Here is a 17094-nt window from a genome sequence, read left to right on the forward strand (position 1 = left end):
GTTTAACAATAGGCCAAGCTGTCAGAACAAGAACGCTAAAAGTTATACCAATAAACAATATTGTACAGGTTTGAACCCCGGCGTAGTCTGTACAGAAAGGTAAACGAGGCCCCTATGACTGTACCTATCGCAATCATTGGCACCGGCATCGCCGGACTCTCCGCCGCCCAGGCTCTGACTGACCTCGGGCATGTGGTTCAATTATTCGATAAAAGCCGCGGCAGTGGCGGGCGCATGTCGAGCAAGCGCAGCGATGCGGGAGCGCTGGACATGGGCGCGCAGTATTTCACCGCCCGTGACCGGCGCTTTGTCACCGAAGTCCAGCGCTGGCAAGCCAAGGGTTGGGTCGCTGAATGGACGCCGCAGCTGTACACCTATCATGGCGGCCAGCTTAACCTGTCGCCGGACGAGCAGACCCGCTGGGTCGGCACGCCGCATATGAGTGCCATCACCCGCGCCCTGCTCGGTGACCTTGAAGTGCATTTCGCCTGCCGTATCACCGAGGTCTATCGCGGTGAAGAGCACTGGCACCTACAGGACGCCGAGGGTTTCACCCACGGACCGTTCAGCCACGTGGTCATCGCCACGCCGGCCCCACAGGCCACGGCTCTGCTGGCAACAACGCCGAAACTCGCGGGTGCCGCCGCCGGGGTGAAAATGGACCCGACCTGGGCCATCGCCCTGGCCTTCGAAACGCCGCTGGAAACGCCCATGGAAGGCTGCTTCGTCCAGGACAGCCCACTCGACTGGCTGGCCCGCAACCGCAGCAAACCCGGACGCGACAACACCCTCGACACCTGGGTGCTGCACGCCACCAGCGCCTGGAGTCGCCAGCACATTGATCTGTCCAAGGAAGCCGTGATCGAACAACTGCATGGCGCCTTCGCCGAACTGCTGCACGATTCCATGCCCGCACCGACCTTCAGCCTCGCCCACCGCTGGCTTTACGCCCGCCCCGCCAGCAGTCACGAATGGGGCACCCTGGCCGATGCCGACCTGGGGCTGTACGCCTGTGGCGACTGGTGCCTTTCCGGACGCGTCGAAGGGGCCTGGCTCAGCGGTCAGGAAGCCGCCCGCCGCTTGCATGAACACCTGCAGTAAAGAGCATCAATCCGAGCAAATCGCTGCTGTCGCCTTGGCAGCAGTCGTCAGAAAACCTGTACATAAAATTTGACTTGTACAACTTCGAATCTATGATGAAGTTATCTTGTACAGACTCGAATGTTTGTACAGGTTCAGATTCGAGGTGCTCCGATGCCCCACGCCCCCGCCAAACCGAAAATCGCCATCAGCGCCTGCCTGCTGCACCCGGACTTGCCGGTGGAGGAAGACGGCCGGCTCAACGATCCGGCGCTGCGGGAAAACTTCCTCACCCGCATGTTCGCCTATGGCGCCTGGCAGCAGTTGTGCCAGGAAGGCTTGACCCGTCGCGGTCTCACGGACTTTCACTCGCGCTACAAGTACCTGCTGATGGCCCACAACCCGGTGCAATACAAAACCCTGGGCCGCCTACTGGGCAACATGAGCCATACCGATCCGCAGGAACTCGGCCCACGCTATTTCAGCGAACTGATGGTTGCGCTGAAAAAATGCGCCACCCGCCGCACTCACACCAACGTCCTGCAACACCTCAGTGGCTACCTGAAACAGGCCATCAGCGGCGAAGACAAGCAGGAAGTGCAGCACGTGATCAACCAGTACCGCCTGGGCATCGTGCCGCTGGTGGTGCCGCTGACGCTGCTCAAACATCACTTTCGCCAACACCCCGATCCGTACATCGCACAGCAGGTTTACCTGCAACCGCACCCGGAAAACCTCAGCCTGCGAAACGCCATCTGATGAAAAAAGCACTCGACACCAGCGCCCGCGAAGACCTCGGCGATGACTTTCAAAAGGCACTGGACGAAGGCTGGCTGCCGATCCGTGAAGTGGCGCGGCAAACCGGGGTCAATGCCGTGACCTTGCGCGCCTGGGAACGGCGCTACGGTCTGATCGTGCCGCTGCGCACGCCCAAGGGCCATCGGTTGTTCTCGGCCGACCACGTACAACGCATCCAGACCATCCTCACCTGGCTCAACCGTGGCGTTGCCGTCAGCCAGGTCAAGCCATTGCTCGACACACCGCAAGCCTTCAGTGTTTCCGTCGATAACGATTGGTACGCGTTGCTGCAAACGTTGCTGCAGGCGGTCAGCCGATTGCAGGAACGTACCCTGGATGACAGCGTCAATCAGGCGATGGCGCTGTATCCGCCGCGAACCCTGTGCGAGCAATTGCTGATGCCCTTGCTGGCTGCTCTGGAGCAACACTGGCAAGGCCAGTTCGGGGCGCAGATGGAGCGGGGCTTTTTTTGTGCCTGGCTGCGCAGCAAGTTCGGTGCGCGCATCTACCACAACAATCGTCAGTTGCGCACTGCGCCGCTACTGCTGGTCAACCACTCGGACCTGCCCATGGAGCCACACCTTTGGCTAACGGCCTGGCTGATCAGCAGCGCGGATTGCCCGGTGGAGGTCTTCGACTGGCCGCTGCCTGTCGGCGAACTGACATTGGCGGTCGAACTTCTGCAACCCCGTGGGGTTCTGCTGTACTCAAGCAAAGCCCTGAATCTGGCGCAGCTGCCGAAACTTTTCAAAGGCATCAGTTGCCCAAAAATGATTGCCGGACCAACGGTATGCATCCACCACACCGAGTTGTCCGCAAGTACTGCCGAGATCGCTGACTTGTACCTGGCCGAAGACCCGCTGTCGGCACATCAGGCACTCGTTCAGCGCGGGCTGATTTAAATGGATCGAGTGGACACCCACATGCAATTGATCTGGCTGCGCAGCGACTTGCGCCTGCATGACAACACCGCCCTCTCGGCTGCCGCGGCTAGCGGCCCGTGCGTGGCGGTGTTTCTGCTGAGCCCGGAACAATGGCTGGAGCACGACGATGCGCCCTGCAAAGTGGACTTCTGGCTGCGTAACCTGCGCGAGTTGAGCCGCGAACTGGGTCAACTGAACATTCCCCTGCTGGTCCGCCGGGCACCTCGCTGGGATGACACCCCCAGCGTATTGCTGAACCTGTGCCGACAGTTGCAGATCGACGCTGTGTACCTCAACGAAGAGTACGGCATCCACGAATCCCGTCGCGATGCAGCCGTCACCCAGACGCTAAAGGCCGAAGGCATCGAAGTTCATCGCTACCTCGATCAATTGCTGTTCAAGCCAGGGAGCGTACTGACCCGGACCGGCACTTACTTTCAGGTCTTCAGCCAGTTCCGCAAAGTCTGCTACGAACGACTGCACCACTCACTGCCCAGCCTGGTCCGCGCACCGCACAAACAAGCGCCGCTGAACATTGCCAGCGATGCGGTCCCCGTGAGTGTCGACGGCTTCGCAACGCCCGATGAGAACCTGCGCAACCTGTGGCCGGCGGGCGAAACCGAAGCCCGGCATCGCCTCGACAGCTTTAGCGATATGCAGATCGAGCACTATCAAAGCGAACGGGATTTCCCGGCGAAGCCCGGTACCAGTCAGCTCTCGGCCTATCTCGCCGCCGGGGTGATCTCTCCTCGCCAATGCCTGCACGCCGCCTTGAACAGCAATCAGGGTGAGTTCGAAAGCGGCAAGACCGGCGCCGTCACCTGGATCAACGAACTGCTGTGGCGCGAGTTCTACAAACACATCCTGGTGGGCTACCCACGGGTTGGCCGACACCGCGCGTTTCGTCCGGAAACCGAAGCGCTGGCCTGGCGCAACGCCCCTGAAGAACTCGCCGCCTGGCAACAGGCGCGAACCGGCTTGCCGATCATCGACGCCGCCATGCGCCAATTGCTGTCTACCGGCTGGATGCACAACCGCCTGCGCATGGTGGTGGCGATGTTTTTGACCAAAAACCTGCTGATCGACTGGCGTGAAGGCGAACGCTTTTTCATGCGTCACCTGATTGATGGCGACCTGGCGGCGAACAATGGCGGCTGGCAGTGGAGTTCCTCCACCGGCACCGACTCGGCGCCCTACTTCCGGATTTTCAACCCGCTGAGCCAGTCGGAAAAATTCGACCCCGAGGGCGTGTTCATCAAGCAATGGCTGCCGCAACTGGCCGGGTTGAATAAAAAAGACGTGCACAACCCTTCCAATCTCGGCGGTCTTTTCGGTGTTGTGGATTACCCCTCACCAATCGTCGACTTGAGTACTTCCCGTGCGCGCGCGTTGACGGCGTTCAAAAACCTGCCCTCGCGGCAATACGCCGCCGCTGGGTCATGAATTACCGCCACCGGGATCACTTCGATGCCGGGGCTTTGCATTATGAACACTTACCCGTATTGGGCCGGGCAATTACCCAACTGAAAAGGAGATTGGGATGAGTCGGACACTCGCACGACGATACTGGCTGACGGGTGCCAGCAGCGGCATCGGTGCCGCCCTGGCCGAAGAAATCCTGAAAACCGGTGCGTACCTGGCCGTGAGTTCTCGCACGCTGGGACCGCTCAAAGTCTTGTCGCTACGTTATCCGGGACAGGTGCTGGTGGTCGCCGGAGACCTGACCAACAGCCAGACCGTCCGCGAGATCGGCGAGCGGATTGCCGAGGACTGGGGCTCGCTGGACACCGTGATACTCAACGCCGGCACCTGCGAGTACGTGGATGCCAAGCAGTTCGATGCGTCGATTGTCGAGCACGTGGTGCGTACCAACCTGTTGGCCAGCAGTTATTGCATCGACGCCGCCCTGCCTTTGCTGCGGGCCGGCACCGCACCGCATATAGTCGCCATGGCCAGTACGGTGACTTACCTGCCGCTGCCCAAGGCAGAAGCCTATGGCACCTCAAAGGTCGGGCTGCGTTACCTGTTAGAATCCCTGCGCATCGACCTGGCCCCCGAAGGCATAGAACTCACGGTGATCAACCCTGGGTTTGTCGGAACGCCGCTGAAGGAGGAAAACGAGTTTTCCATGCCCTTGAGCTGGCCGGTGGAGAAAGCCGCACGGCACATCTTCGAAAAATTCAAGGACCGTCCGCTGGAGATCGCTTTCCCGGCAGCGTTCATGGCCGCCCTCTGGCCGCTCTCCAGACGGCCGGACCAAGTGAAACTCGAGATCGGCAAACCCATGGTGCGCAGCCAGCCACCGAGCAAGGATCAACCGTGAAAAGCGCCATCATCGGCAGCGGTATCGCGGACGTTCCGATACTTGAGCGTCCGTCCGACCTTTCACACAGCACCCGGCGACTGCCTTACACTGCGCGCCATGATAACCATCCCCCATACGCAAATCGCGGAACCCGCAGTCACCTGCTCGACCTGCGCAGCCTGCTGCTGCCAGCTCGAAGTCATGCTGATCACCGATACGGGTGTGCCTGAACGGTTCATCGATACCGATGATTGGGGCGGGGAAGTCATGCTGCGCCTGGACGACGGCTGGTGTGCCGCACTGGATCGCAACACGATGATGTGCACCATCTACGAAAAACGCCCGCTGATCTGCCGGGAGTTCGAGATGGGTGCGCCGGAGTGCATCGACGAACGCCAGGGGATTTCGACGGCGTATCGCTGAACTGAAAAACAACACAGCTACTGTAGGAGCGAGCCTGCTCGCGATTGCGGATTATCAGCCAACCAAGCTGGCAACTGACACACCGTCATCGCGAGCAGGCTCGCTCCTACAGGGGGATGCAATTACAACGGCAACGTGTAATGCAGCGAATAGCTTTCCACACCGTCGTTGGAACTGGCGAGCCCGGCGTTGGAATAGTGCGTCGCGCGGATCCCGACTTCGTGGCCGCCATTGAAGCGCAGGCCAAAACCGAACCGGTCTTCAAACTGGAAAGCACTGCCGATGTTGTTGTCTTCGAGTCGGGTATTGGAGAACACCGCTACGCCAATGCCCGCTTCAACGTACGGTTTGACGTTCTGGCCGGAAAATTCGTAAACGAATACCGGGGAGAACGACAGGCTGTTGGTGCTGGAGGTCTTGTCGCCTTCCCAGTAGGTGTAGGCGCCGCTCCAGTAACCGGTCACGCGACCGACGTCACTCTGCCACCAACTCTGGTCCCAATCGAACTGCATGCCCAGTCGATACGTCATGGTCGAATCGCTGGTCTCACCAACCGCGAACTCCACACCTGCCGCCTGAGCGGTAAAAGTGTGCCCCATTAGTGCGGCCGCAATCGCGGCCAAGCAGAATAGTCGCTTCATTAGAAACTTCCTTTTCCGAACAATTTCGTATGGTTTTTTTGTTGCTCGCCCTGAAAAGCTATGGAAATCGGCGATTTATCAGAAGCTCACCCCAATTTTTCGTTTGATTCCCCGGGACTTTCTTACCTGTTGAAGCTTCGCACAATGCCAGCCGTATTCCACAGTATCGGCAAGATATTTCTGAAATGAAGCGGATCGGCACTGGTCCAGAACTGCGCCTCACGGGCTGGCCCATCGGCGAGCAGCTCGCCTTCGGCCAGCAGCCGCTGAAGCTGGCGCGCGACGGCGGCGCCGGTGTCGATGAGGCTGATGTCCTCGGGAATCATTTGCCGAAGCATCGGTTTGAGAAAGGGATAATGGGTGCAGCCGAGAATCAGGGTGTCCGCGCCGGCGGCCAGCAGTGGTTCGACATACCCGGCCAGCAGCTGACGCAGCTCGGGGCTACGCAGATCACCATTTTCAATCAGCTCCACCAGCCCGGGACACGGCTGGGTGATCACTTTCACGTCCGTGGCGAAGCGGTCGAGCAATGCGGCGAACTTGGCGCTCTGCAAGGTACCGGTGGTGGCCAGCACCCCCACCACGCCAGAGCGGGTTGCGGCGGCGGCGGGTTTGACTGCCGGCTCCATGCCGACAATGGGCCATTCGGGATAGTCGCGACGCAAATCGGCGACACCGGCCACCGTCGCCGTGTTGCAGGCCAGCACCAGGGCCTTGGCACCCTGCTGCTGAAAGAAGTCGGCCATCACGCTGCAACGCTGCCGGATAAATTCCGGGGTTTTCTCGCCGTAGGGAATATTCCCGCAGTCAGCGACGTACATCAGCGTCTCATTGGGCAACAAACGCTGGATCTCGGCCAGTACCGAGAGCCCGCCGACACCGGAGTCGAACACGCCAATCGGCGCTTCACGCATGTTTCGACCCACAGACGCTGCAGCCCGGATCGCGCTTGACCCGCAGCTCGCGAAAACGCGTGCCCAAGGCGTCGATCAACAGCAGGCGCCCCACCAGTGGCTCACCGAATCCGGCCAGTAACTTCAGTGCTTCGAGCGCTTGCAGACTGCCGACCAGCCCCACCAACGGCCCGACCACGCCGGCCTCGCTGCACGTCAGTTCGGCTTCGCTGCCGTGCCCGTATAAACAGTGGTAGCACGGACTCTCCGGCCGGCGTGGATCGAACACCGACAATTGCCCTTCGAGGCGAATCGCCGCGCCGCTGACCAGCGGTTTGCCGGCCGCCACGCACGCGGCATTGACCGCTTCACGGGTGGAAAAATTGTCAGAGCAATCGAGGACCAGATCCACGCCTGCCACCACGGCGGCCAGGGAATCTTCATCCAGTGCCACACGATGGGCGATCAGTTGAATTTCAGGATTGATCGCGCTCAGGCGCTTGAGCGCCGAATCGACCTTGGTCATGCCGACGCTGTCGGTGTCGTGAATGATCTGGCGTTGCAGGTTGGTCAGGTCGACTGTATCGAAGTCCGCCAAGTGCAACTCACCCACACCTGCCGCCGCGAGGTACAACGCCACTGGCGCGCCAAGGCCGCCAAGACCGACGATCAATACGCGGCTCTCCTTGAGCCGCAACTGGCCGTCGATATCGATGTGTTGCAGCAGAATCTGCCGGCTGTAACGCAGCAATTCCTGATCATTCAGCACGGCAGGCGCCCCAGACTGATGCGTTGGTGACCGCCCAGATCGGTGCGGCTGTGGACTTCTTCAAACCCGCGGGTCAGCAGCAAATCGCGGACCGCCTCGGCCTGATCATAGCCATGCTCGAGCATCAGCCAGCCGCCAGCATCGAGATGGTCCGGTGCCTGGGCGACGATCAGACGCAGATCGTCGAGCCCGTCGACACCGGCCACCAGGGCGCTGGCCGGTTCGAAGCGCACATCGCCCTCGACCAGATGTGGATCGGTCGCTGCGATGTAGGGCGGATTGCTGATGATCAGTTGAAAACGCTGACCTTCCAGGGCGCTGAACCAATGGCTGCTCAGTACCTTGGCGTTATTCAGATGCAGACGCTGGCGATTGCGTTCGGCCAGGGCCACGGCTTCCAGAATCCGATCCACGGCAGTGACGCTCCAGGCCGGACATTCGCTGGCCAGGGCCAGGGCAATCGCGCCGCTGCCGGTGCCAAGGTCAAGTACTTTGGCCTGTGTGGCCGGCAACAGTTCCAGCGCGGCTTCCACCAGCAATTCGGTATCCGGGCGCGGGATCAGCGTGTGCGGCGCCACTTCCAGATCCAGTTTCCAGAAACCCTGCTGGCCGAGGATATAGGCCACTGGCTCCCCGCTGCGGCGGCGTTGCAAATATTCGGCGAACGTCAGCGCCGCTTCGCTCGGCACGATGCGCTCCGGCCAGGTGTGCAGGAAACTGCGGGACTTGCCCAACGCCGCCGCCAGCAGCAATTCGGCATCCAGACGCGCCGTGGGCGAGTCGGGTAAGTCGGCGGCGCGCAACAAACTGGCAATGATCGTCATTTACTCACCTATCGCTGCCAGTTGATCGGCCTGGTACTCGGCCAGCAACGGCTCGATCACCGCCTCGACACCGCCGGCGAGGATCTCGTCGAGGGAATACAAGGTCAGGTTGACCCGGTGGTCGGTGACCCGGCCCTGGGCAAAATTGTAGGTGCGGATGCGCTCGGAGCGATCACCGGAACCAACCAGCAACTTACGCTCACTGGCAATGGCGTTGGCCGCAGCGGAGGTCTGTTGATCGTTCAGCTTGGCCGACAACCAGGACATCGCCCGGGCGCGGTTCTTGTGCTGCGAACGTTCTTCCTGGCACTCGACCACGATGCCGGACGGCAAGTGCGTGATGCGGATCGCCGAGTCGGTCTTGTTGACGTGCTGGCCACCGGCGCCGGAGGAGCGATAGGTATCGACGCGCAGGTCGGCCGGGTTGATCTCGATCGCTTCTTGCTCGTCCGGTTCGGGCAATACTGCCACGGTGCAGGCCGACGTGTGGATGCGGCCTTGGGATTCGGTCGCCGGAACCCGCTGCACGCGGTGCGCACCGGACTCGAATTTGAGCTTGCCGTAGACGTTGTCGCCCTCGACCCGGGCAATCACCTCTTTATAGCCGCCGTGTTCACCCTCGTTTTCCGAGAGGATCTCCACCCGCCAGCCACGGCGCTCGGCGTAACGCGAATACATGCGGAACAGGTCGCCGGAGAAAATCGCCGCCTCGTCGCCGCCGGTGCCGGCACGGATTTCGAGGAACACGTTGCGCCCGTCGTTCGGGTCCTTGGGCAGCAGCATGCGCTGCAAGTCGGCTTCGAGCGTGACCAGGCGTTCCTTGGCCTCGCGGACTTCTTCCACGGCCATTTCACGCATGTCCGGGTCGCTGTCCTTGAGCAGTGCCTGGGCACCTTCGAGGTCATCCTGCACTTTCAGCAATTCTTTATAGACGCCCACGATCGGTTCGACTTCCGCGTACTCCTTGGAATAGGTGCGGAACTTGTTCTGATCGGAAATGACCTCGCCATCGCCCAGCAGGGCGGTCAATTCCTCGAAACGGTCCTGGAGGATATCCAGCTTATTGAGCAGTGACGCTTTCATTGCGGTTTTTTATCCGAAAAGCTATCCGATGAGCCCTCACCGAGGGCAAAGAGTTCCTGGGCCATCGCCAGCGCATCGAGGCGACCTTCGGCAGAGAGCTTTTTCAACTGCACGCTCGGTGCGTGCAACAGTTTGTTGGTCAGCCCGCGGGCCAGTTGCACCAGCACCTCTTCGGCGCTGGTGCCGTTGGCCAGCATGCGCTGGGCCTTTTGCAATTCTTCGTCGCGCAGGCGTTCGCTCTGTTGACGATAGGCCTTGAGCACGTCCACCGCTGCCAATTCACGCAGGCGGACCATGAAGTCTTCGGCGCCGACCGAGACCATCTCTTCGGCAGCCTGGGCTGCGCCCTGGCGGCTCTTGAGGTTCTCGGCGACCACTTCGTGGAGATCGTCGACGCTGTAGAGGTAAACGTCGTCCAGTTCGCCGACTTCTGGTTCGATGTCGCGCGGAACGGCGATATCGACCATGAAGATCGGTTTGTGCTTGCGCAGTTTCAAGGCGCTTTCCACTGCACCCTTGCCCAGAATCGGCAATTGGCTGGCAGTGGAACTGATGACGATATCGCTGCGCACCAGCTCCGCCGGAATATCCGACAGCAACACCGCATGAGCACCGAACTGTTCGGCCAGAATGCTGGCGCGCTCCAGGGTACGGTTGGCCACCACGATACGCTTTACGCCCAGTTCATGCAGATGGCGGGCGACCAGGGTGATGGTCTCTCCGGCGCCGATCAGCAAGGCCTGGCTGCGTTGCAGGTCGCTGAAAATCTGCTTGGCCAGGCTCACCGCGGCAAACGCCACCGACACCGGGTTCTCGCCGATGGCTGTGTCGGTGCGCACCTGTTTGGCCGCATTGAACGTGGCCTGGAACAACCTCCCGAGCAACGGCCCGATGGTGCCGGCCTCGCGGGCCACGGCATAGGCCGACTTCATCTGGCCGAGAATCTGCGGTTCGCCCAACACCAGTGAGTCGAGCCCGGAAGCCACCCGCATCATGTGACGAACTGCCGCATCATCTTCATGCACATAGGCGCTTTCGCGCAGCTCGTCGTAGCTCAAATGATGATATTCGGCCAGCCAGCGCAGCACGATGTCCGCCGACAGGTGATCCTGTTCTATATAGAGTTCACTGCGATTGCAGGTGGAGAGGATCGCAGCTTCGCGGCTGTCGGTGAGTCGGCAGAGCTGCTGCAAGGCCTCAACCAGCTGCTCAGGGGTAAAAGCCACGCGCTCGCGGACGTCTACTGAAGCAGTCTTGTGGTTAATACCGAGTGCAAGGAAGGCCATTCAAAGTCGCTGATGGTGACGTGAAGCCGGTAATTGTCCTACTTCAACGGAATCAGAACAACCACTCGATATCTATCGCTTCGGTAGATGGTATCCACGTTGCGAGCGGTTCTCGTTTACAGGGCAGCCAGGCGTTGTCGGATCCGCTGTGCGGGTAAATTGGCGGGCCGGTTATGTTTGGCCGAAAGCTTGTGTCATGATGATCCGACCGCAGGTTAGTCGTCCTCTTCCTATATGAATAGATCTTCCGCGTTGCTCCTCGCTTTTGTCTTCCTCAGCGGCTGCCAGGCCTTGGCACCCGTTTCACCGGACGCTACGTCGCCGGTTGAAGACAGCACCCCGACCCCTGAAAAGCCCAAGGTCTACAGCTCATTCAGCGAGGAAACCATCTTCAGCCTGTTGAGCGCCGAACTGGCTGGCCAGCGCAATCGTTTCGACATTGCCCTGGACAACTATGTGACCCAGGCCATCAACACCCAGGATCCGGGTATTTCCGAGCGGGCATTCCGTATCGCCGAATATCTGGGCGCCGATCAGGCAGCCCTGGACACCGCGCTGATCTGGGCCAAAAACGCCCCCAACGACCTCGAAGCGCAACGCGCCGCCGCCGTGCAGCTGGCACGCGCCGGGCGTTATGACGACTCCATGGTCTATATGGAGAAAGTCCTGCAAGGCAAGGGCGACACGCATTTCGACTTCCTTGCGCTGTCCGCGGCCGACACCGACCAGGACACCCGCAACGGATTGATGAAAAGCTTCGACCGTTTGTTGCAGCGTCATCCGGACAACAGCCAGCTGATTTTCGGCAAGGCGCTGCTGATGCAACAGGATGGCGATACCAAAGGCGCGCTGAAGCTGCTGGAAAACCATCCGCCGGACGACGGCGAAATTGCCCCGATTCTGCTGCGTGCACGCCTGCTGCAAACCCTGAATCGCGGTGACGAGGCCTTGCCGCTGCTGCAAAAAAGCATCAAGAAATACCCGGACGACAAGCGTCTGCGCCTGACTTATGCGCGGATGCTGGTTGAACAGAACCGTATGGACGACGCCAAGGCCGAGTTCTCGAGCCTGGTTCAGCAATACCCGGAGGACGACGAACTGCGTTACTCCCTGGCACTGGTCTGCCTGGAAGCCAAGGCCTGGAACGAGGCCAAGGGTTACCTGGAAGACCTGATCGCCCGGGAAAGCCACGTCGACTCGGCGCACCTGAACCTCGGCCGCATCGCCGAAGAACAAAACGACCCGCAAGGCGCCCTGATCGAATACGCCAAGGTTGGCCCGGGCAGCGACTTCCTACCGGCGCAATTGCGTCAGGCCGACATCCTGATGAACAACGGCAGGACCGCCGAAGCACAAAGAAAGCTGGCCGCAGAGCGCGATGAGCAGCCGGATTATGCGATCCAGCTGTATCTGATCGAAGCCGAAACCCTGTCCGCCAACAATCAGGGCGACAAGGCCTGGAAAATTCTGCAACAAGCCTTGCAGCAATACCCGGACGACTTGAATCTGCTCTACACCCGAGCCATGCAGGCGGAAAAACGCAATGACCTGGCGCAGATGGAAAAAGACCTGCGCACGATCATCAAGCGCGACCCGGACAATGCCATGGCGTTGAACGCACTCGGCTACACCCTGTCTGACCGCACCACACGCTACGCCGAAGCCAAGGCCCTGATCGAACAGGCGCACCAGATCAGTCCGGAAGACCCGGCGGTACTCGACAGCCTTGGCTGGGTGAATTACCGCATGGGCAATCTGGACGAAGCCGAGCGCCTGTTGCGTCAAGCCCTGGATCGTTTCCCCGATCAGGAAGTCGCCGCTCACCTGGGCGAAGTCCTGTGGGCCAACGGCAAACAGCGCGAAGCCAAACAGGTCTGGAGCAAGTTCCTCAAGGAACAACCCGACAGCCCGGCCCTGCGCGGCACCATCAAACGCCTGACCGGATCAGAGACTCTTTAAGATTATGTTTTTGCGCCATTTCATCGCTTTCAGTTTTATCACCCTGCTCGCCGGTTGCGCGGGCCTGGGTCCCCGCGAATCAGTCGAGGGTCACGGCAACCCCGCCCAATGGCGAGAGCACAAACAGCAACTTGCGAGCCTCGATGGCTGGCAGATCGACGGCAAGATCGGCATTCGCGCACCGAAAGACTCAGGCAGCGGCACGCTGTTCTGGTTGCAGCGTCAGGATTACTACGACATTCGCCTGTCCGGACCACTGGGCCGTGGCGCAGCTCGCCTGACCGGACGTCCGGGCAAGGTGTCGCTGGAAGTCGCCAACCAGGGACGCTACGACGCACCGAATCCGGAAGTGCTGCTCGAAGAACAGTTGGGCTGGAAATTGCCGGTGTCCAACCTGGCCTGGTGGGTGCGCGGGCTCCCGGCTCCGGACAGCAAAAGCCGTCTGACGCTGGATGGCGACAGTCGTTTGGCCACTCTCGAACAGGACGGTTGGCAGGTCGAATACACCGAATACACCCAACTGAACGGTTACTGGCTGCCCGAACGGATCAAACTGCATGGCACCGACCTGGATGTCACGCTGGTGATCAAGGCTTGGCAACCGCGCAAATTGGGGCAGTGAAATGCCAGACAATCGCCTGACACTGCCTTCGCCAGCCAAACTCAATTTGATGCTGCACATCCTGGGGCGCCGCGAAGACGGCTACCACGAACTGCAAACGATGTTTCAGTTTCTCGATTATGGTGACGAGATCACCTATGCCCTGCGCGATGACGGTGTCATTCAATTGCACACCGAATTCCCGGGCGTTCCCCACGACAGCAACCTGATCGTCAAGGCCGCCAGAAAACTTCAGGAGCAATCCGCTTGCTCGCTGGGCGTCGACATCTGGATCGAGAAAATCCTGCCCATGGGCGGTGGTATCGGTGGCGGCAGCTCGAATGCCGCAACGACTTTGCTCGGCCTCAATCACCTGTGGCAATTAGGCTGGGATGAAGATCGCCTGGCTGGCCTGGGGTTGACGCTGGGCGCCGACGTCCCGGTTTTCGTACGTGGCCACGCGGCTTTCGCCGAGGGCGTGGGGGAGAAACTGACCCCTGTCGACCCGGAAGAACCGTGGTATCTGGTGCTGGTGCCGCAAGTCTCTGTAAGTACGGCAGAAATTTTTTCAGATCCGTTGTTGACACGTAACACTCCTCCCATTAAAGTGCGCCCCGTTCCCAAGGGAAACAGTCGAAATGACTGCTTGCCGGTGGTAACAAGGCGTTATCCAGAGGTACGTAACGCTTTGAATTTGTTAGGTAAATTTACCGAAGCAAAACTCACCGGAACTGGAAGTTGTGTGTTTGGGGGCTTCCCAAGCAAAGCTGAAGCTGATAAAGTCTCGGCCCTTCTGACAGAGACCCTTACAGGTTTTGTAGCAAAAGGAAGCAACGTTTCGATGTTGCATCGCAAGCTGCGAAGTCTGCTCTAAAGGAACCGATTACCGGGTAATCGTTGCAACAGATACAGGGGCGTCGCCAAGCGGTAAGGCAGCAGGTTTTGATCCTGCCATGCGTTGGTTCGAATCCAGCCGCCCCTGCCATTTTCCTATACTCATCCAGGTTACCCTCAGCCTTCAGGTACTGCGCGTGTCCAAGATGATGGTCTTTACGGGGAACGCTAACCCCGATCTGGCTCGGCGTGTCGTACGTCAGCTGCATATCCCTCTCGGTGACATCTCTGTCGGTAAATTTTCCGACGGCGAAATTACAGCCGAGATCAATGAAAACGTCCGCGGTAAAGACGTCTTCATTATTCAGCCGACTTGCGCTCCGACCAACGATAACCTGATGGAACTGGTAGTGATGGCTGATGCCTTCCGCCGCTCCTCGGCTACTCGTATCACTGCTGTTATTCCTTACTTTGGTTATGCCCGTCAGGATCGCCGTCCGCGTTCCGCACGTGTGGCTATCAGCGCGAAAGTCGTGGCTGACATGCTTACCGTAGTCGGCATCGACCGTGTTCTCACGGTTGATCTGCATGCTGACCAAATCCAGGGTTTCTTCGATATTCCGGTAGATAACATCTACGGCTCCCCGGTTCTGGTGGATGACATCGAAGATCAGCGCTTCGAAAACCTGATGATCGTGTCCCCGGACATTGGCGGCGTCGTGCGTGCACGTGCCGTTGCCAAATCCCTGGGCGTGGATCTCGGGATCATCGACAAACGCCGTGAGAAAGCCAATCACTCTGAAGTGATGCATATCATCGGTGATGTCGAAGGGCGTACCTGTATTCTGGTCGATGACATGGTCGATACCGCCGGCACCCTGTGCCACGCGGCCAAGGCCCTGAAAGAGCATGGTGCTGCCAAGGTTTTCGCCTACTGCACACACCCTGTGCTGTCCGGTCGGGCGATCGAAAACATCGAAAATTCCATGCTGGACGAACTGGTGGTGACTAACACCATCCCGTTGTCCGCTGCTGCACAAGCCTGCTCGCGTATCCGTCAACTGGATATCGCGCCGGTAGTTGCCGAGGCGGTCCGCCGCATCAGCAATGAAGAATCGATCAGTGCGATGTTCCGCTAAGGGCCCTGCCCTTCTCGAAATGTCTCGTTGACGAAAAGCGCCCCGCCCTGGCATTCCTGTCGGGGCGGGGCTTTTTTGCCCATATCGCCTTTAGCGCTGGTCGCAAACGCTGGGGCGAATGTGGTTATTTTGGAGATACAACATGAACGATTTTACCCTGAATGCTGAAGTGCGTTCCGACCTGGGGAAAGGTGCGAGCCGCCGCCTGCGTCGTCTCGCAAGCCTGGTTCCAGCTGTAGTTTACGGTGGCGAAAAAGCCCCTGAATCCATCAGCATGCTGGCCAAAGAAGTTGCCAAACTGCTCGAAAACGAAGCGGCTTACAGCCACATCATCGAGCTGAACGTTGGTGGCACCAAGCAGAACGTCGTGATCAAAGCCCTGCAGCGTCACCCGGCCAAAGGCCACGTGATGCACGCTGACTTCGTACGCGTAGTAGCTGGCCAGAAACTGACCGCTATCGTTCCAGTGCACTTCATCAACGAAGAAGCACCGACCAAGAAAGGCGGCGAAATCTCGCACGTTGTTGCCGAGATCGAAGTTTCCTGCCTGCCGAAAGATCTGCCTGAGTTCATCGAAGTCGACCTGGCTAACGCTGAAATCGGTTCGATCATTCACCTGTCGGACCTCAAAGCGCCTAAAGGCGTTGAGTTCGTGGCCCTGGCACACGGCGATGACAAGGCTGTTGCCAACGTCCACGCTCCACGTGTTGCTCCAGAAGCTGCAGAAGGCGCTGCAGAGTAATTTTACTCTGTACGCCGGAGTGACCGGAAACATCGCGGACTAGAGCGTAGCGAGAAAGCGGGCGAGAACGCGGAGTTTACATCATGGTAAATGAGCTATTTTCGTCCACTTTCGCCGCTCTCCCTGATTGCGGCGATGTTATCCACCACTCCAATGAAGGGCCCCTATCGTGACTGCCATCAAACTGATCGTTGGCCTGGGAAATCCAGGCGCTGAATACGAACAGACCCGGCATAACGCAGGGGCCCTTTTTGTTGAGCGCATCGCGAACGCACAAGGCGTCAACCTTGTGGCGGACCGCAAGTATTTCGGCCTGACCGGGCGCTATTCGCATCAGGGTCAGGATGTTCGTCTGCTGATTCCCACCACGTACATGAACCGCAGCGGCCAAGCCGTGGCGGCACTCGCCGGTTTCTTCCGCATCACGCCTGAAGAAATCCTCGTGGCGCACGACGAACTCGACCTGCCACCCGGCGTTGCCAAGCTCAAGCAGGGCGGCGGCCATGGCGGTCACAACGGGTTGCGCGACATCATTGCGCAACTGGGCAATCAGAATACCTTTCATCGCTTGCGGCTTGGCATTGGCCACCCGGGCGTTGCCAGTATGGTTTCAAATTTCGTCCTGGGTCGTGCGCCACGCGCCGAACAGGAAAAACTCGATGCCAGCATCGACTTTGCCCTCGGCGTGCTGCCGGATATCCTCGCCGGGGAATGGAACCGCGCGATGAAAACCCTGCACAGCCAGAAGGCCTGACTTTTACCCGAGGGGAAACACCATGGGATTCAATTGCGGC

General features: G+C 59.6%; 17 protein-coding genes, 1 tRNA gene and 2 pseudogenes. 14 read left to right on the plus strand and 6 right to left on the minus strand.

What is annotated here, in order from left to right:
• Positions 1–114: 114 nt before the first annotated feature.
• The 7 genes and pseudogenes from AC1DRN_RS21235 (at position 115) to AC1DRN_RS21265 (ending at position 5529) form a co-directional block, all read left to right on the plus strand.
• Positions 115–1101, plus strand: a complete 987-nt coding sequence (locus AC1DRN_RS21235; protein ID WP_223461142.1) for an NAD(P)/FAD-dependent oxidoreductase — start codon at positions 115–117, stop codon at positions 1099–1101.
• 192 nt (positions 1102–1293) lie between these two features.
• Positions 1294–1839: pseudogene (locus AC1DRN_RS21240) on the plus strand (YbgA family protein); the annotation flags it as partial.
• Positions 1839–2780: a MerR family transcriptional regulator gene (locus AC1DRN_RS21245; RefSeq protein WP_223461139.1), complete on the plus strand. Its 942-nt coding sequence runs from the start codon at positions 1839–1841 to the stop codon at positions 2778–2780. The pseudogene AC1DRN_RS21240 and the gene AC1DRN_RS21245, both read left to right, overlap by 1 nt.
• A gap of 21 nt (positions 2781–2801) precedes the next feature.
• Positions 2802–4244 (plus strand): deoxyribodipyrimidine photo-lyase, encoded by a 1443-nt coding sequence (phrB, locus tag AC1DRN_RS21250; RefSeq protein WP_223461137.1) that lies wholly within the window; start codon positions 2802–2804, stop codon positions 4242–4244.
• Positions 4245–4246: 2 nt separating this feature from the next.
• Positions 4247–4345: pseudogene (locus tag AC1DRN_RS21255) on the plus strand (nuclear transport factor 2 family protein); the annotation flags it as partial.
• Complete coding sequence (locus AC1DRN_RS21260) at positions 4342–5124, plus strand: SDR family NAD(P)-dependent oxidoreductase (RefSeq protein ID WP_223461135.1); 783 nt, start codon at positions 4342–4344, stop codon at positions 5122–5124. The pseudogene AC1DRN_RS21255 and the gene AC1DRN_RS21260, both read left to right, overlap by 4 nt.
• A gap of 99 nt (positions 5125–5223) precedes the next feature.
• The gene (locus AC1DRN_RS21265) at positions 5224–5529 is read left to right on the plus strand and encodes a YkgJ family cysteine cluster protein (protein WP_223461133.1); all 306 of its coding nucleotides are present in this window, start codon (positions 5224–5226) and stop codon (positions 5527–5529) included.
• A gap of 122 nt (positions 5530–5651) precedes the next feature.
• Here the strand turns inward: AC1DRN_RS21265 and AC1DRN_RS21270 are convergent, their stop codons facing one another.
• The 6 genes from AC1DRN_RS21270 to hemA all read right to left on the minus strand — a co-directional run bounded on the left by AC1DRN_RS21270 (position 5652) and on the right by hemA (position 11025).
• Complete coding sequence (locus tag AC1DRN_RS21270; protein WP_223461131.1) at positions 5652–6170, minus strand: acyloxyacyl hydrolase; 519 nt, start codon at positions 6168–6170, stop codon at positions 5652–5654.
• Positions 6171–6292: 122 nt separating this feature from the next.
• On the minus strand, positions 6293–7084 hold the full coding sequence (murI, locus tag AC1DRN_RS21275; protein WP_223461129.1) for a glutamate racemase: 792 nt from the start codon (positions 7082–7084) through the stop codon (positions 6293–6295).
• Complete coding sequence (locus tag AC1DRN_RS21280; protein WP_223461127.1) at positions 7077–7832, minus strand: molybdopterin-synthase adenylyltransferase MoeB; 756 nt, start codon at positions 7830–7832, stop codon at positions 7077–7079. The genes murI and AC1DRN_RS21280 overlap by 8 nt, the downstream gene beginning before the upstream one ends.
• Positions 7826–8656: a peptide chain release factor N(5)-glutamine methyltransferase gene (gene prmC, locus AC1DRN_RS21285; RefSeq protein WP_223461125.1), complete on the minus strand. Its 831-nt coding sequence runs from the start codon at positions 8654–8656 to the stop codon at positions 7826–7828. The genes AC1DRN_RS21280 and prmC overlap by 7 nt, the downstream gene beginning before the upstream one ends.
• Positions 8657–9739: a peptide chain release factor 1 gene (gene prfA / locus AC1DRN_RS21290; protein WP_223461123.1), complete on the minus strand. Its 1083-nt coding sequence runs from the start codon at positions 9737–9739 to the stop codon at positions 8657–8659. It lies immediately after the preceding gene.
• Complete coding sequence (gene hemA, locus AC1DRN_RS21295; protein WP_223461121.1) at positions 9736–11025, minus strand: glutamyl-tRNA reductase; 1290 nt, start codon at positions 11023–11025, stop codon at positions 9736–9738. Before hemA ends, prfA begins: the two co-directional genes overlap by 4 nt.
• Before the next feature lie 234 nt (positions 11026–11259).
• Here hemA and AC1DRN_RS21300 point away from each other — a divergent pair, with 234 nt between their 5' ends.
• From AC1DRN_RS21300 to pth, 7 genes are all read left to right on the plus strand, one after another.
• Positions 11260–12984 (plus strand): tetratricopeptide repeat protein, encoded by a 1725-nt coding sequence (locus AC1DRN_RS21300; RefSeq protein ID WP_223461119.1) that lies wholly within the window; start codon positions 11260–11262, stop codon positions 12982–12984.
• Positions 12985–12988: 4 nt separating this feature from the next.
• Complete coding sequence (gene lolB / locus AC1DRN_RS21305; protein ID WP_223461116.1) at positions 12989–13606, plus strand: lipoprotein insertase outer membrane protein LolB; 618 nt, start codon at positions 12989–12991, stop codon at positions 13604–13606.
• Position 13607: 1 nt separating this feature from the next.
• Positions 13608–14459, plus strand: coding sequence for a 4-(cytidine 5'-diphospho)-2-C-methyl-D-erythritol kinase (gene ispE, locus AC1DRN_RS21310; protein ID WP_223461114.1), 852 nt, complete (start codon positions 13608–13610; stop codon positions 14457–14459).
• A gap of 36 nt (positions 14460–14495) precedes the next feature.
• Positions 14496–14570, plus strand: a tRNA-Gln gene (locus AC1DRN_RS21315).
• A gap of 46 nt (positions 14571–14616) precedes the next feature.
• Positions 14617–15558 carry a ribose-phosphate pyrophosphokinase gene (locus tag AC1DRN_RS21320; protein WP_003208392.1) on the plus strand — a complete coding sequence of 314 codons (942 nt, stop codon included), beginning with the start codon at positions 14617–14619 and terminating at the stop codon, positions 15556–15558.
• A 142-nt stretch (positions 15559–15700) separates the two neighbouring features.
• Positions 15701–16300 (plus strand): 50S ribosomal protein L25/general stress protein Ctc, encoded by a 600-nt coding sequence (locus AC1DRN_RS21325; RefSeq protein ID WP_008046051.1) that lies wholly within the window; start codon positions 15701–15703, stop codon positions 16298–16300.
• 169 nt (positions 16301–16469) lie between these two features.
• Positions 16470–17054, plus strand: a complete 585-nt coding sequence (gene pth, locus AC1DRN_RS21330; RefSeq protein WP_223461112.1) for an aminoacyl-tRNA hydrolase — start codon at positions 16470–16472, stop codon at positions 17052–17054.
• The last annotated feature ends 40 nt before the right edge of the window (positions 17055–17094 follow it).

The sequence above is a fragment of the Pseudomonas sp. P5_B3 genome (assembly GCF_056400405.1).

What these genes read in the sequence shown, in the direction of transcription:
- lolB (WP_223461116.1), top strand. Translation starts at nt 12,989, where the DNA reads ATGTTTTTGCGCCATTTCATCGCTTTCAGTTTTATCACCCTGCTCGCC.
- AC1DRN_RS21270 (WP_223461131.1), bottom strand. Translation starts at nt 6,170, where the DNA reads ATGAAGCGACTATTCTGCTTGGCCGCGATTGCGGCCGCACTAATGGGG.
- AC1DRN_RS21260 (WP_223461135.1), top strand. Translation starts at nt 4,342, where the DNA reads ATGAGTCGGACACTCGCACGACGATACTGGCTGACGGGTGCCAGCAGC.
- AC1DRN_RS21245 (WP_223461139.1), top strand. Translation starts at nt 1,839, where the DNA reads ATGAAAAAAGCACTCGACACCAGCGCCCGCGAAGACCTCGGCGATGAC.
- hemA (WP_223461121.1), bottom strand. Translation starts at nt 11,025, where the DNA reads ATGGCCTTCCTTGCACTCGGTATTAACCACAAGACTGCTTCAGTAGAC.
- AC1DRN_RS21235 (WP_223461142.1), top strand. Translation starts at nt 115, where the DNA reads ATGACTGTACCTATCGCAATCATTGGCACCGGCATCGCCGGACTCTCC.
- AC1DRN_RS21265 (WP_223461133.1), top strand. Translation starts at nt 5,224, where the DNA reads ATGATAACCATCCCCCATACGCAAATCGCGGAACCCGCAGTCACCTGC.
- phrB (WP_223461137.1), top strand. Translation starts at nt 2,802, where the DNA reads ATGCAATTGATCTGGCTGCGCAGCGACTTGCGCCTGCATGACAACACC.
- AC1DRN_RS21325 (WP_008046051.1), top strand. Translation starts at nt 15,701, where the DNA reads ATGAACGATTTTACCCTGAATGCTGAAGTGCGTTCCGACCTGGGGAAA.
- prfA (WP_223461123.1), bottom strand. Translation starts at nt 9,739, where the DNA reads ATGAAAGCGTCACTGCTCAATAAGCTGGATATCCTCCAGGACCGTTTC.
- murI (WP_223461129.1), bottom strand. Translation starts at nt 7,084, where the DNA reads ATGCGTGAAGCGCCGATTGGCGTGTTCGACTCCGGTGTCGGCGGGCTC.
- prmC (WP_223461125.1), bottom strand. Translation starts at nt 8,656, where the DNA reads ATGACGATCATTGCCAGTTTGTTGCGCGCCGCCGACTTACCCGACTCG.
- ispE (WP_223461114.1), top strand. Translation starts at nt 13,608, where the DNA reads ATGCCAGACAATCGCCTGACACTGCCTTCGCCAGCCAAACTCAATTTG.
- AC1DRN_RS21300 (WP_223461119.1), top strand. Translation starts at nt 11,260, where the DNA reads ATGAATAGATCTTCCGCGTTGCTCCTCGCTTTTGTCTTCCTCAGCGGC.